The following is a 14,198-nucleotide window of genomic DNA, read 5'->3' as shown; positions in this document are numbered from 1 at the left end:
GACCTTCGGTCCGCCGAAAGCGGGGAGAGGGGCGGGGTGAGGGGGTCCGGCGATTGCCGAACGTTCCGGTCCCCCCTGAACCCCCTCACCCTAACCCTCTCCCCGGAGGGGAGAGGGAATTAAGGGGCGCCCCACCCGGACGTTCCGACGATGGTGCCCTGGCGGTCGGTGACAAGCACCTCGACCGCCACGGGGGCGCCGTCGAGCGTGTCCAGCGCCGTGCGCTGGGCCAACGCCGCCACGCGGTCGGCCAGCGGCAGGCCGGCCTCCCTGGCGATGGACAGGACCTGCGCGGCGGTGTTGGCGGCGCGGGCCTCGGCCACGGTGTCGGGGGCAGCCCCCAACTCGGCCATGCGGTCGGCCAGCCAGTCGAGGTCGACGCTGCCGCGCTTGGAGTGCAGGTCGAGCAGGCCGCGCGCCAGCTTGCCGAACTTGGCGAAGCCGCCGCACAGGGTCAGGCGCGGGATCGGGTGGCGGCGCAGGTACTTCAGCGTGCCGCCCGCGAAATCCCCCATGTCGAGCAGCGCGTGCTCCGGCAGGCCGTAGCGCGCGACCACCGCCTTTTCCGAGGTGTCGCCGGTGCAGGCCGCGACGTGGTCCAGCCCGGCCGCCCGTGCCACATCGACGCCGCGCTGGATGGAGGCGATCCAGGCAGCACAGGAATAGGGCACGACGATCCCCGTCGTCCCCAGGATCGACAGGCCGCCGAGGATGCCCAGCCGCGGATTCATGGTGCGGCGGGCCAGCGCTTCCCCATTCTCGACCGAGACCTCGACGACGACGTCGGGAGCCTCCCCGGCCAGCGCCGCGGCCTCCGCGACCGCTTGACGGATCATGGCGCGGGGCACCGGGTTGATGGCCGGTTCGCCGACCGGGACCGGCAGGCCGGGGCGGGTCACCATGCCCACTCCCTCCCCCGCGCGGAAGACGACGCCCTGGTCCGGTTCGGCGCGGCTGACACGGGCGCGGATCAGCGCGCCGTGGGTGACGTCCGGGTCGTCGCCGGCGTCCTTCACCACCCCCGCCGCCGCCCAGCCGTCGCCGCGCGCCGTCCAGGCGAGCGCGAAGGCTGGCGTCTGGCCGCCGGGCAGGGTTACCGTCACCGGATCGGGGAAGTCGCCGGAGAACAGCGCCCCGCAGGCCGCCCGCGCGGCGGCGGTGGCGCAGGCGCCCGTCGTCCAGCCCCGTCGCAGCGCCTTGCCGTCGCCACTTCCGTCTCCGTTCCCCTCTCCGCCGTCCACACCGTTTTCCGTCGCTGAGTGCTCGTCCATGACCGCAGAGCCGTCGCCCGACTCCCTTTCTCTTCCTCTGGAACTGGCCGACTTCCGGCCCGGCAGCGTGTGGCTGGCGGGGGCCGGTCCCGGCGATCCCGGCCTGCTGACCCTGCTGGCCCTGCAAGGTCTAAGGCAAGCCGACGTGATCGTCCATGACGCGCTGGTCGGTGAACGGATCATGGCGCTGGCGGCGCCCTCGGCAAGGCTGGAGTTCGCCGGCAAGCGCGGTGGCAAGCCCTCCGCCCACCAGGACGACATCACCAACCGCCTGATCGAGCTGGCGCGCGAGGGGCACCGCGTGCTGCGGCTGAAGGGCGGCGACCCCTTCGTCTTCGGGCGCGGCGGCGAGGAGGCCCAGGCACTGGCCGAGCGGGGCATCCCCTTCCGCATCATCCCCGGCATCACGGCGGGCATCGCCGGTCCGGCCTACGCCGGCATCCCGGCCACCCACCGCACGGCCAATCAGGCGGTGATCCTGGCGACCGGCCATTCCTGCGCGGGTGGGCCGGACTGGAAGGCGCTGGCCGCGACGGGCGCGCCGCTGATCCTCTACATGGCCTGGAAGGGCCTGCCCGGCATCGCCGCCGCGCTGATGGACGGCGGGCGGTCGGCCGACACGCCGGTCGGCGTGGTGACCGACGCGACGACCGAGCGGCAGCGCGTGCTGGTGACCTCGCTCGGCGCCTGCGTCGCCGATCTGGAGGCCAGCGGGATGGAGCCCCCGGCCATCATCGTGATCGGCGAGGTGGTGCGGCTGCGCCCCGTGCTCGACTGGCTGCCCAAGGAGCTTCCCCATGGCTGAGGCCCCCATGTCTGAGGCTGCACCGCGCGGGCTGATCGTCGGGGCGCCGGCGTCGGGCACCGGCAAGACCACCGTCACGCTGGGGCTGCTGGTCGCCCTGAAGGCGCGCGGCCTGCGCGTCGGCGCGGTGAAGGCGGGGCCGGACTACATCGACCCGGCCTTCCATCAGGCGGCGACCGGGCGGCCCAGCGTCAACCTCGACAATTGGGCGATGGGGCCGGACCTGCTGGACTCGCTGGCCCGCCGCGCCGGGGAGGGCACCGATCTGCTGGTCTGCGAGGCGCTGATGGGCCTGTTCGACGGGGTGGCGGGCGTCGGGGCGACCGGCACCGGGGCCACGTCGGAACTGGCCGCGCGCACCGGCTGGCCGGTGATCCTGGTGGTCAACGCCAAGGGCCAGTCGCAGTCCGCCGCCGCCCTGGTCAAGGGCTTCGCCACCTACCGCGACGATGTGCGGATCGGCGGGGTGATCCTGAACAACATCGCCAGCCCGCGCCACCTCGCCTTGGCCGGCGGCGCCATCGAGGCGCTGGGCATCCCCGTCCTCGGTTCGCTTCCCCGCACCCCCGACGTGATCCTGCCCGAACGCCATCTCGGCCTGATCCAGGCGGAGGAGACGGCGGACCTTCAGGAGCGTCTGGCGGCGCTGGGCCGCTTCATCGCGCAGCATGTCGATCTCGACCGGGTGGCGGCCCTCGCCGCCCCTTCCCGCGCGCCGGAGGGGAGCTTCGCGCCCGCTCTGCCGCCGCTGGGCCAGCGCATCGCCATCGCGCGCGACGCCGCCTTCACCTTCGTCTACCCGCATCTGCTGGAGGGCTGGCGCGCCGCGGGCGCCGAGGTGACGCATTTCTCTCCGCTGGCCGACGAGGCACCACCCGACGACGCAGACGCCGTCTATCTGCCCGGCGGCTATCCCGAACTGCACGCCGGACGACTCGCCGCCGCCGGACGCTTCCGCGACGGCATGCACCGCGCCGCCACCCTCGGGCGCCCGGTCTACGGCGAGTGCGGCGGCTACATGACGCTGGGCGAGTCGCTGGAAGACGCGGCGGGCACCACCCACCCGATGCTTGGACTGCTCGGGGTGCGGACCTCCTTCGCCAAGCGCAAGCTGCATCTGGGATACCGCCGCGCCGTCCTGCTCGGCGACACGCCGCTGGGCCGGGCGGGCACCGCGCTGCGCGGGCACGAGTTCCACTACGCCTCGATCCTCGACCGCGGCGCCGACGAGCCGCTGGTCACCGCCACGGCGGCGGACGGGTCGGACCTCGGCCCACTCGGTGGGCGGCGCGGCAGCGTCTTCGCCTCGTTCTTCCACGTCATAGCGGCAGACCGATGAGCGACCACGCCTTCGCACCGGAGGAGCGCGACGCGCTCTACAAGGCGATCTTCTCGCGCCGCGACGTGCGCGGGCAGTTCGCCCCCGACCCGGTGCCCGACGCGGTGCTGACCCGCGTGCTGACCGCCGCGCACCACGCGCCGTCGGTCGGCTTCATGCAGCCCTGGAACTTCATCGTCGTCCAGGACCCGGCGGTGAAGGCCCGCGTGCACGCCGATTTCTCCCAGGCCAACGAGGAGGCCGCCGCCCTCTTCACCGGGGAGCGCAAGGCGCTCTACAGCCGCCTGAAGCTGGAAGGCATCCGCGAGGCGCCGGTCAACCTGTGCATCACCTGCGACCGGGAGCGCTCCGGCCCGGTGGTGCTGGGGCGGACGCACATTCCGACCATGGACCTCTACTCCTGCGTCTGCGCGGTGCAGAATCTCTGGCTGGCCGCGCGGGCGGAAGGGCTGGGCGTCGGCTGGGTCAGCATTCTGCACGAGGACAAGCTGCGCGCGGCGCTGGGCATCCCGGAGCGGATCGTCCCCGTCGCCTACCTCTGCCTCGGCTACGTCTCCCATTTCCACGAGACGCCGGAACTGGAGAAAGCCGGCTGGCGCAGCCGGCTCCCCCTAGAGGACCTCGTCTTCCGCGACCGCTGGGGCGAGACGACCTGACGGGCGGCCGTCAGGCCCCGAAACCGCCGTCGATGGTCTGGAACGAGCCGGTGATCATCGCGCCGTGCGGGCCGGCGACGAAGGCGGTCAGTTCGGCGACCTCGCTGGCGTGGGCGTGGCGCTTGATCGCCATGAAGCCGTGCATGGCCGCGGCCATCGGGCCGTCGGCCGGATTCATGTCGCTGTCGGTCGGCCCCGGCTGGATGGCGTTGACGGTGATCCCGCGGTCGCCGAAGTCGCGCGCCAGACCACGCACCATTCCCTGGACCGCCGCCTTGGTGAGCGCGTAGGCCGCCCCGCCCGCGAAGGGCATCCGGTCGCCGTTGACCGACCCGATGACGATGATGCGCCCCGCCCCGGTCATGTGGCGCGCCGCCTCGACCGCGGCGTGGTAGGGCCCGCGCACGTTGATGTCGATCATGCGGTCAACCTCGTCGGGGTCGAAGGTCAGCGGATCGCCGATCATGGCAACCCCGGCGTTGACGACCAGCACGTCCAGCGCGCCCCGCCCGGCCACCGTGGCAATCACCGCGTCGCGGTCCGCGCTGTCGGTGCGGATCGCCTCGGACCCGGTCTCGGCGGCCAGCGCCGCGGCGGCCTCCGCCGAGCCGGCGTAGGTGAAGGCGACCTGCCCGCCGCCCGCCGCGAAACGCTGGACGATGGCCTTGCCGATGCCCCGGCTGCCGCCCAGTACCAGGATGTTCTTGCCCGCGAAGTCGCTCATGATCGGTTCCTTGAATTAATGTAGTGACCGCTATATAAAATCTCTCCAGGGCATCGCGCAAGGATTTTTTATAGTGACCGCTACAAAAAGATCGGAGCCGCGTGGACGGCGGCGTTCCTTCGACGTGGACGAGGCGGTGGAGACGGCGATGCGGCTGTTCCACGCCCGCGGTTACGACGCGGTCGGCGTGGCCGAGCTGGGCGCCGAACTGGGCATCAAGCCGCCGAGCTTCTACGCCGCCTTCGGCAGCAAGGCCGGGCTGTTCGAACGGGCGCTGCGACGCTACGCGGCGGGCGAGGCGAACATCTTCGCGCGGGCTCTGGCGGAGGGCGGCGACGTGGCGACGGTGATCGGACGGACGCTGGCGCTCGCCGCGGCGCTCTATCCTGGCCAGAATGGGACGGCGGGCTGCCTCGTGCTCGACGGCGCGCGCAACAGCGCCGACCCCGAGGCTCAGGCCCTGGCCGACGCGGCCAAACGGGAAGGCCGCGCCGCGGTTCGCGACTTCATCGCCGCCGAAGCGCCGGACCGCGCCGACGCGCTGGCCGACTTGGTGGTGGTCGCGATGATGGGGATGTCGGCCGCCGCCCGCGACGGCGCGGACCGGGACAGGCTGGAGCGGGTGGCCGCCATGATGGACCGCGCCTTCCGCCGCGAGTTGGCGGGCGCCTGACCAGTCCCCCCTGCGGAGGATGGTACAGGATTTCCGTCACGTCTTGGTCCTTACGGCTGACCGGCGGGCGATGCAGGATCAGCGGCAGCCGGGAACTTCCCGCATCCCCATTGAGGACCAACCGCCATGTCCCCGCGTCTCGACTACCACGCCACCACCCCCGCCGGCATGAAGGCCCTCGCCGGCGCGCATGGCTACATCGGCCAGTGCGGGCTTCCGGTCACGCTGATCGACCTCGTGTATTTGCGCGTTTCGCAAATCAACGGCTGCGCCTATTGCGTCGACCTGCACAGCCGCGATCTTCTGAAGAACGGCGTCACCATCGACAAGCTGGTGCTGGTGCCGGTCTGGCACGAGGCCGAAGCGCTGTTCACCGACCGCGAGCGCGCCGCGCTGCGCTGGGCGGAGACGGTGACGCGGGTGGCCGAGACCGCCGTCCCGGACGCGGAGTTCCAGGCGGTGTCGGCTCAGTTCTCCGAGAAGGAGGTGGCCGACCTGACGATCGCCATCGGCCTGATGAACCTCTACAACCGCCTCGCCATCAGCTTCCGCACGGTTCCCTCTGCGGCGCGCTGAGCGCGGTCCGCTGCGTCATCCATGCCGGGACACCAGTTCGGCCAACCGGCGGCAGTCGTCGGACAGGCGCCGTTCCAGGATGTTGGTGATGCCCAGCAGCAGGCCGCGGGGACGAGCGGCTTCCGAGCCATCGGCGTACCAGGGCGACAGCGGCACCGGAGCGAGGCCGTCCGCCTGCGCCGCCGCGGCGATGGCGATGTCGCGGCTGCCCGGTGGCAGGACCAGCCGGACCGACAGGCTTCCCGACGCCTCCACGGCCATCGGCGACCCCACCCCCGCGGTGTCGCGCATGGCGGCCAGAAGCGCCTGCTGGCGGACGGCGTAGAGCCGCTTCATCCGGCGCAGGTGCCGGAAATAATGCCCGCCCGCCATGAAGTCGGCGACCGCCCGCTGCATCGCCGCCGTCGGGGCCGGGCACAGGCAGGCGGCGACCTCGCCGAACAGGCCGGCCAGCCCCGGCGGCACCATCAGGAAGCCGAGCCGCAGCGCCGGGGTGATCGTCTTGCTGAAGGTGCCGGCGTGCAGCACCCGCCCATCCCGGTCGAGGGAGGCCAGCGCCGGAGCGGCCCGGCCCTTCAGTTGCAGTTCGCTGAGATAGTCGTCCTCGACGATCCACGACCCGGCCCGCGACGCCCAGTCCAGCAAGGCGAGGCGGCGTTGCAACGTCATGGTCACACCGAGCGGCGCCTGCTGGCCCGGCGTCACCACGGCCAAGCCCGCCGCCGGCGCCCGTGCGAGTCCCGCATCCACGTCGATCCCGGCGGCGTCCGCCGGCACGGGCACCACGGTCATGCCGGCGAGGTGAAGGGCGCGGCGGGTCAGGGGAAAGCCGGGCTCCTCCATCCAGGCGGTGGCGCCATCCAGCCGCAAGGCCCGAATCACCAGGCCGAGCGCGCCGGAATAGCCGGCCGTGACGAAAATCTGCTCCGGCGTGCAGCGGATGCCGCGGGCGATGGCCAGCACGGCGGCGATCTCGCGCCGCAGATCGGGATGGCCGCGAGGATCGGGATAGCCGACGGGGGCCGCCGCCGCGGCCCGCGCCGCCCGCCCGACGATCCGGGACCACAGGGTAAAGGGGAAGGCGTCTTGCGCCGGCACGCCCATCTGGAAGGGCAGCGGCGCCCGCTCGACACTGGAGAACAGCTCCAGGACCGACGGGGCCTTGACCGGCCCGTCGGGGGACGGCCCCGCCATGGCCCCCTCGGCGACCCGCGTCCCCGCGGCGCCCAGGCCGACCGCGAGCTGTTCGTCGATCAACCGCTCATAGGCGTCGCGCACCGTGCCGCGGGACACCCCGAGCTGCACGGCCAGATCCCGCCAGGACGGCAACCGCGCCCCTCCGGCCAGCCGGCCATCGCGGATGGCGTCGCGCAAGGCGGCGTGGATTTGTGCGGACAGCGGAACCTTCGCGGTCCGACTGAGGGCGATGTCCAGAGTTTCCGGAGGCGGCAGGGCGGGCATGGGCCGCAGGATACCGCAACCCTGACCGTCCGCAATCCACCGCAAGCCTTCCCGATTTCCCGCCGGACGACTCTCGGCGTCCGGCGCATCGCGGACGAAAAAAAGGCCGGAGCAATCGCTCCGGCCTTGAGTCTAGGGAGGAAACGCCCCGAGAATGGGCTGGCGGAGAATAGGGGCACCCCTTTCGAACTGGTATTACCAATCTGGAATGGGTGCGGTGCAGCACCCGCATAGGCCGACAATTCCCTGTAAATACTATGGCCTTTTGGCATTTCCATTCCACCGCGGCGTCCGGGTACCGTCCCGTCGCGGAACGGGGGCGATTTGTCATCCTCGGTACAGCTTCACCACCGACGCGCGAACGCGCATAATCCGGCGCGGAACTGGGGGTGCGGCCCGCAGCGGCAACGGCCGTGCGGGCGCTGGATGGGGAACGACGGCATGGGATTCGGCAGGGGCGTCTGGCTGCGCCCGGTGGTCGCGCTGGTTTTCGGGATTCTGACCAGCGGGATTTTGGCCGGCGGACCCGCGTGGGCGGACCCCACCCGCTTCACCATCCTCTACGCCCACAGCACGACCGAGCTGGAGGACGTGCAGGGACGCGGCGGCATCGCCCGGCTCGCCACGCTGGTCCGCCAGGAACGGGCGGCGGGCGGCCCCGTGCTGGTCCTGCACGGCGGGCAGGCGCTCGCCCCCTCCGTCCTGTCCTTCTACGACCAGGGGGCGCACGTCATCGACCTGCTGAACGGGGTCGGCATCGACGCCATGGCGGCGCTGAACCGGGAATTCCATCACGGCGACGACGTGCTGATGACCCGCGCCTTCGAGGCGAGCTTCCCCATGGTCGTCTCCAACGCGGTGGACCGCCAGACGGGCAAGCCGCTGGACGGGCTGGAGGACCGGGCGATGCTCAACGCCGGGCCAGTGCGCGTCGGGGTGCTGGCCGCGACGCCGGCGCGGACCGGGGAGATCACCCGGTCGCCGCGCACCGACTTCCTGCCGCCGGGTCCGGTGCTGGCCCAGAAGGCGAAGGACCTGCGCAACGCCGGCGCCGATCTGGTGGTGGCGCTGACCGGCGATTCCGGCGGCACCCACCGCGAGGTGATCGCCTCCGGCGCCGCCGACATCGTGCTCTACCAGGACCGCGGGCGGGTGGTCGCCGTGGATTACGACGGCAAGACCCTGAACGCGACGGTCGAGCCGCAGGCCGCCTGGGTGCTGGCCCTGGACATCACCGCCGAGACGGTGACCAAGGGCGACGCCACGCGCACCGTGTGGAGCAGCGGCGTGCGCGCCATCGACACCGCCACCGTTCTTCCCGACCCCGCCCTCGACGCCCAGGCCAAGGCCTACCGCGCGCGGCTGGACAGCATGCTGGGCATGCAGGTGGGCCGGCTGGATGCCGCCATCGACACGCGGCGCGAGGCGGTGCGCGCCAGCGAGAACGCCTTCGCCAACACCGTCGCCGATTCGCTGCGCGAGGCGATGGAAGCAGACGTGGCGCTGATCAACGGCGGCTCCTTCCGCGGCGACCGCGCCTACGCGGCGGGCACGGTGTGGACGCGCCGGGACATCCAGACCGAATTCCCCTTCCACGACACCGCCGTGCTGATCGAGGTCACCGGGCAGCAGCTCCGCGACGCGCTGGAGTTCGGCTTCTCCGGGATCGGGCAGTTGCAGGGCCGCTTCCCGCACCTGTCCAACGCCCGCGTCACCGTCGACGCATCGCGCCCGCCCGGCCAGCGGGTGGTGGCGCTGACGGTGGGCGGCAAGCCGGTGGAGCCGATGGCCCGTTTCCGGCTCGCCACCGGCAGCTACCTCGCCAACGGCGGGGACGGCTATGCGATGCTGTCCACCGCCCCGCGGCTGGTGGACGACCGGGACGCCGATTTCGTCTCGACCATCCTGGCCAGCCGGATCGCCCGCACGGGCAGCTTCGCGCCGCGGCTCGACGGCCGCCTGACGGTCCAGCGGTAGCCGCGGAATGGACGCCACGCCGCCTTCCACCGACCACACCGATGCCGCCGCGCCCCTGCGCCGACGCCGTGGGGCGCGCGTCGGCATCGTGCTGCGCATCTCCATCGGCCTGACCATCATGACGATGCTGGTCCTGCTGGTCGGCGTGGTGTCGCTGTCCTCCTTCCAGCTGTTCCGGGGGGAGGTGTCGGTGCTGTCCACCACCACCCTGCCGAAGGTCATCACCAGCGCGGAGCTGCGCGGCTCGCTCCAGAAGCTGGTCGCCCGCCTGCCCGTCCTGGCGGGAGCGGCCACCACCCCGCAGCGCCGGGCCATCTACGACGAACTCATCAGCGAACTGGAGTTCCTGAGGAAGCTGGTGGAACGCATGCGCGACCTCCACCAGCAAGGGGAGCCGGGCGGCGATGGCGAAAGCGACGAGCTGCGGCTTCTGGAACAGGCCCAGTCCACCCTGCTGATCCTGGCGGCGACGGTGGCCGACCTGAACGCCGAGGTCGGGCGGCAGATCGAGGCCGGCGCCCGTCAGGCGGAGGCGATCCGCGCGCTGGCCCAGCTCGCCGACGCGCTGGAACGTCTGCCGGGGGCGGAGCCCGGAACCGGTCCGGCCGTGTCGGCACCCGGCGGGGGCGGGATGCTGGGCGCCTGGGCGGTGCGGGCGGGGGCGCTGATGGCGCGGGCCGCCGGGGCGATGCAGACCGACCATCTGAACCGGCTGCGGGTCGAGCGCCGCAACGCGGAGAACACGCTGGCCGAGCTGGGCCGGCTGGCGGCCGCCACGCCAGAGCCGGAGGGCTCCGCCATGGAGCGCATCCGGGCCGATCTCGCCACGATCCTGGTGGCGCCGGGGGCGCTGTTCGACAGCTCCGCCGAACGGCTGCAGGCGCGCAACCGCGCCCAGGCGCTGTCCGGCCAGTCGCGCGTCCTGGTGGAGACGGTGGACCGCTTCACCCTGGCCCTGTTCGACGCCATCCACGACCAGTCCACCGACCGCACCGGCGATCTGGCGGCGATGATCCAGGAGCGCTCGCGCCTGGTGATGGTGCTGGGCGGCGCCTCCATCCTGCTGGCGATCCTGGTCCATCTCTTCTTCCGGCGCTTCCTGACCTCGCGGCTGGTCGCGCTGAACGGCGCGGTGCTGGCCCGCCTGTCCGGCAGCGACGCGACGGTGCCGGTGGAAGGCAACGACGAGATCACCGACATCGCCGCCTCAATCCGCTACTTCATCGACGAGATCGACCGGCGCCAGATGGATCTGGCCGACAACGAGCGGCGCTTCCGCGATCTCGTCGAAGGCTCCATCCAGGGCATCATCATCCACCGCGATTTCCGCCCGCTCTACGCCAACGACGCCTTCCTGCAGATGCTGGGCGGCAGCCTGGACCGGACGCTGCGGGTGCGCTCGGTGCTCGACTTCATCGCCGAGGACAACCGGCCGCTGGTCGAGGACAACTACCGGCACATCGTCGCCACCGGCCTGCCCAGCGAACGGCGGCGGCTGCGCGCCCGCCGGCTCGACGGGTCGGAGCGCTGGATCGAGCTGACCAGCCGCCGCATCGACTGGAAGGGCGAGACCGCCGTCCAGTCCATCGTCGTCGACGTGACGCGCGAGGTCGAGGCGGAGGCGGCGCTGCGCCGGTCGCGCGACGCGGCGGAACAGGCGCTGCGCGAGCTGAAGGAAACCCAGGCCAGCCTGATCCAGGCGGAGAAGATGGCGTCGCTCGGCCAGCTCGTCGCCGGGGTGGCGCACGAGGTCAACACGCCGATCGGCATCACCATCACGGGCGCCTCGCAGCTCGCCCTGCAGTTCGAGGAGCTGACCCGCCAGCTCGCCGCCGGGGCCATCAAGAAGTCGGAGTTCCAGCGCTTCCTGGCCGACGGCGGGGAGATGGCCCGGCTGATCCTGTCCAACAGCACGCGCGCCGCCGATCTGGTGCAGAGCTTCAAGATGGTCGCGGTGGACCAGTCGAGCGACGAGCGCCGCCGGTTCGAGCTGAGGACCTACATCGGCGAACTGCTGCGCAGCCTGCGCCCGGTTTACAAGGATGTGGCCGGTCTGGACATCGGCGTGGACAGCCCCGACGAGCTGGAACTGGACGGCTATCCCGGCGCGCTGTCGCAGATCCTGACCAACCTCGTCCTCAACGCGCTGACCCACGCCTTCACGCCGCACCATCCGGGCCGGCTGACCATCGCCGCCCGCCTGCTGCCGCAGGATCAAGTGGAACTGACGGTGGCCGACGACGGGCTTGGCATCCCGTCGGACATCCTGCCGAAGATCTTTGACCCCTTCTTCACCACCCGCCGCGGCAGCGGGGGCAGCGGGCTGGGGCTGCACATCGTCTACAACCTCGTCACCGGCACGCTGCGCGGCACCATCACGGTGCAGAGCATCCCCGGCGAAGGCACCCGCTTCACCCTGCGCTTCCCGCGCGTTACCCCGACCGCGGGGACAACGGTGGGAAAGGCGGAGTTGGTGTGAGCCGGCATCGTTCTAGAGAGCGGGGTCAGCGCACCTCGCCCTCGAACCAGTGACGGCCCTTGCGGTCCTCGACCTCGATCACCCAGACGTCGGGGTCGTAGCGGGTCTGGCGGGCGATGTAGGCATCGGCGGTGGCCTCGTCCACCGGTTCGGCCCCGGTGCCGCGCGACCAGCGCAGCCGTTCCTCGTCGCGCACCTGGACCAGCACGCTGAAGGTCCGGTCCAGCCGGTTCAGTTTCAGGATGACCGTGCCGCGGCTGGGGTCCCCCTTGCGCAGAACCATCATCGTGACGCCCTCGGCATCGGCGGCGCGGATGTGCGCCATCACCCAGAGGTGCGTCGGCAGACGGTCGTCCATGGAAATCCTCGTTCCGGGAAGGTCCGGGGGCTCGCCTTCGGCATGGCCCCGGTGTAGACAACGGGCATGGCGACACTCCTGGACGTTCTCGACGCCGCCGTCAACCACCACATGGCCGGGCGCCTCGCCGAGGCGGCGCAGGATTACCGCGTCGTGCTGGATGTGGAGCCGGCGCAGCCCGACGCCCTGCATCTGCTCGGCGTGGCGGAGGCCCAGCGCGGCGCCCACGCCGCGGCGGCGGCGCTGATCACCCGATCGCTGCGGCTCCGCCCCGACGCGGCGGCGCCCTGGGCGAATCTCGGCGGCGCCCTGCGCGTGCTGGGCGACGCGGAGCGGGCCGACGCCGCGCTGACCCGCGCCCTGGCCCTCGACCCGGCCTTGGCCGATGCCCTGACCAACCTGGGTTCGGTGCGCCACACCCTGGCCGACCATCCCGCCGCGCTGGCGTGGCTGGAGCGCGCGGAGCGGCTGCGGCCCGGCCATCCGGACACCGCGCTCAACCGTGGCGTCGTGCTGCGCGACGCGCGCCACTTCGCGGAGTCCGACGCCTGCCTGGACGCCCTGCTGGCCGCACGACCCGACCACGCCGACGCGCACTTGGCGCGCGCCGTCAGCCGGTTGGTGCGGGGCGACCTGCGCGCCGGATGGGACGAGTTCGAGTGGCGCCCGCGCCGCCTGCCCGCACCGCCCTGGACCGGCGAGCCGCTGGAGGGCCGGCGCATCCTGCTGCACGCCGAGCAGGGGTTCGGCGACACCATCCAGTTCGCCCGCTATGCCCCGCTGGTGGCGCGCGCCGGCGGTCGGGTGATCCTGGACGTGCACCCGCTGCAGTTTCGTCTGCTGCGCTCGCTGGGACCGGAGATTCAGGTGCTGGTGCGCGGGCCTGCCCCGGCGCCGCACGATCTCCACTGCCCGCTGATGAGCCTGCCGCGCGCCTTCGGCACCGATCTGGCGAGCATTCCCGCCCCTCCCGCCTACCTTTTCGCCGAGGCAGACGAGGTGGCGCGCTGGGGCCGCCGGATCGCCGAAGTCGATACGGCAACGGGGTTTGGACCGCGCGTCGGCCTCGTCTGGGCGGGCAACCCCAATCACCGCAACGACCGCAACCGCTCCATCCCCGTCGAGCGGCTGGCCCCGCTGCTCGACACGCCGGGCCGCCGTCTGTTCAGCCTGCAGACCGGCGACACCAAAGCGGTCCGGCCCGCCGCCCTGCCCGACCTGACCGCGGGCATCCGCGACTTCGCCGACAGCGCGGCCATCCTGGCGAATCTCGACCTCGTCATCGCGGTCGACACGGCGACCATCCATCTGGCGGGCGCGCTCGGCGTCCCGGCGTGGCTGCTGCTGCCCTACGCGCCAGACTGGCGCTGGCTGCTCGACCGTGCGGACAGCCCCTGGTACCCGTCGCTGCGCCTGTTCCGCCAGCCTCGCCCCGGCGACTGGGACAGCGTCCTGCGCGTCGTCGCCACGGAACTGGAACGGTTCGCCGCCGCTCAGTTGGCGCCGCAGAAGCAGTCGTAGGGATCATTCCCGCTCCAGGCCGGGCGGGAGCTTGCAACGGGCAGCGCCGGCATCTCCGCCGCCAGCAGGGTGGCGTTGAAGGTGGCCACGTCGAAGGGCCGCGGGTCCGGCGGATCGAAGCGGAGCGGCGCGTTGCTCAGCGCGTGCCCCAGCAGGGCCGCCCCCAGCAACGGTATCAGAAGTTGCTCCACACGGTCCAAGCAGCCCTCCTCCGGCGGCGCCACCGCCGGCCTGCATCCCGTTTCCCCTCCCCCGTTCTACCGCAGCCCCCGACCGGCCACGCCCCATCTTTTGGTCATATGGATTGGCTGGACGGATTGGACGGGAGCTTTCTTCCCTCTTCCCGTCCGGGACGCTA

General features: G+C 72.1%; 13 protein-coding genes. 8 read left to right on the top strand and 5 right to left on the bottom strand.

All coding sequences use genetic code 11. The features are described 5' to 3' along the window. Positions 1–119: 119 nt before the first annotated feature. Entirely contained in the window at positions 120–1,271 is a 1,152-nt protein-coding gene (locus tag ACWPN7_RS02805) for a cobalt-precorrin-5B (C(1))-methyltransferase (protein ID WP_459196631.1), read from the bottom strand. Here ACWPN7_RS02805 and cobA point away from each other — a divergent pair. The 3 genes from cobA to bluB are packed head-to-tail and all read left to right on the top strand — an operon-like array spanning position 1,270 to position 4,071. Beyond that, complete coding sequence (cobA, locus tag ACWPN7_RS02800) at positions 1,270–2,076, top strand: uroporphyrinogen-III C-methyltransferase (RefSeq protein ID WP_200776401.1); 807 nt, start codon at positions 1,270–1,272, stop codon at positions 2,074–2,076. The two genes, ACWPN7_RS02805 and cobA, sit on opposite strands and share 2 nt — an antisense overlap. Further along, entirely contained in the window at positions 2,069–3,415 is a 1,347-nt protein-coding gene (locus tag ACWPN7_RS02795) for a cobyrinic acid a,c-diamide synthase CobB (RefSeq protein WP_459196630.1), read from the top strand. The genes cobA and ACWPN7_RS02795 overlap by 8 nt, the downstream gene beginning before the upstream one ends. Next, positions 3,412–4,071 (top strand): 5,6-dimethylbenzimidazole synthase, encoded by a 660-nt coding sequence (bluB, locus tag ACWPN7_RS02790; protein WP_459196629.1) that lies wholly within the window; start codon positions 3,412–3,414, stop codon positions 4,069–4,071. Before ACWPN7_RS02795 ends, bluB begins: the two co-directional genes overlap by 4 nt. 10 nt (positions 4,072–4,081) lie before the next feature. Here the strand turns inward: bluB and bdcA are convergent, their stop codons facing one another. Then, a complete protein-coding gene (bdcA, locus tag ACWPN7_RS02785; RefSeq protein ID WP_103039595.1) occupies positions 4,082–4,795 on the bottom strand; it encodes an SDR family oxidoreductase in 714 nt (237 codons plus the stop codon). 73 nt (positions 4,796–4,868) lie between these two features. Here bdcA and ACWPN7_RS02780 point away from each other — a divergent pair, with 73 nt between their 5' ends. Together ACWPN7_RS02780 and ACWPN7_RS02775 are read left to right on the top strand one after the other, a co-directional pair. Beyond that, on the top strand, positions 4,869–5,468 hold the full coding sequence (locus ACWPN7_RS02780; protein ID WP_040134451.1) for a TetR/AcrR family transcriptional regulator: 600 nt from the start codon (positions 4,869–4,871) through the stop codon (positions 5,466–5,468). 126 nt (positions 5,469–5,594) lie between these two features. Further along, positions 5,595–6,044, top strand: a complete 450-nt coding sequence (locus ACWPN7_RS02775) for a carboxymuconolactone decarboxylase family protein (protein WP_459196628.1) — start codon at positions 5,595–5,597, stop codon at positions 6,042–6,044. Between the two features lie 15 nt (positions 6,045–6,059). Here the strand turns inward: ACWPN7_RS02775 and pdxR are convergent, their stop codons facing one another. Beyond that, the gene (pdxR, locus tag ACWPN7_RS02770; RefSeq protein ID WP_459196627.1) at positions 6,060–7,505 is read right to left on the bottom strand and encodes a MocR-like pyridoxine biosynthesis transcription factor PdxR; all 1,446 of its coding nucleotides are present in this window, start codon (positions 7,503–7,505) and stop codon (positions 6,060–6,062) included. 441 nt (positions 7,506–7,946) lie between these two features. Here pdxR and ACWPN7_RS02765 point away from each other — a divergent pair, with 441 nt between their 5' ends. Both ACWPN7_RS02765 and ACWPN7_RS02760 read left to right on the top strand, forming a co-directional pair. Beyond that, positions 7,947–9,482: a bifunctional metallophosphatase/5'-nucleotidase gene (locus ACWPN7_RS02765; protein ID WP_459196626.1), complete on the top strand. Its 1,536-nt coding sequence runs from the start codon at positions 7,947–7,949 to the stop codon at positions 9,480–9,482. Between the two features lie 7 nt (positions 9,483–9,489). Then, a complete protein-coding gene (locus ACWPN7_RS02760; protein WP_492273106.1) occupies positions 9,490–11,961 on the top strand; it encodes an ATP-binding protein in 2,472 nt (823 codons plus the stop codon). A 25-nt stretch (positions 11,962–11,986) separates the two neighbouring features. Here ACWPN7_RS02760 and ACWPN7_RS02755 read toward each other — a convergent pair whose 3' ends face one another. Then, positions 11,987–12,319, bottom strand: coding sequence for a DUF1491 family protein (locus ACWPN7_RS02755; protein WP_014197577.1), 333 nt, complete (start codon positions 12,317–12,319; stop codon positions 11,987–11,989). 66 nt (positions 12,320–12,385) lie between these two features. Between ACWPN7_RS02755 and ACWPN7_RS02750 the strand changes: the two genes are divergently transcribed. Further along, the gene (locus tag ACWPN7_RS02750) at positions 12,386–13,840 is read left to right on the top strand and encodes a tetratricopeptide repeat protein (RefSeq protein WP_456525147.1); all 1,455 of its coding nucleotides are present in this window, start codon (positions 12,386–12,388) and stop codon (positions 13,838–13,840) included. Here ACWPN7_RS02750 and ACWPN7_RS02745 read toward each other — a convergent pair. Next, positions 13,813–14,031 (bottom strand): hypothetical protein, encoded by a 219-nt coding sequence (locus ACWPN7_RS02745; protein ID WP_247887751.1) that lies wholly within the window; start codon positions 14,029–14,031, stop codon positions 13,813–13,815. The two genes, ACWPN7_RS02750 and ACWPN7_RS02745, sit on opposite strands and share 28 nt — an antisense overlap. Positions 14,032–14,198 lie beyond the last annotated feature (167 nt).

This window comes from Azospirillum sp. UENF 312511, assembly GCF_058780635.1.
This window is presented reverse-complemented; position numbering and strand designations above follow the sequence as displayed.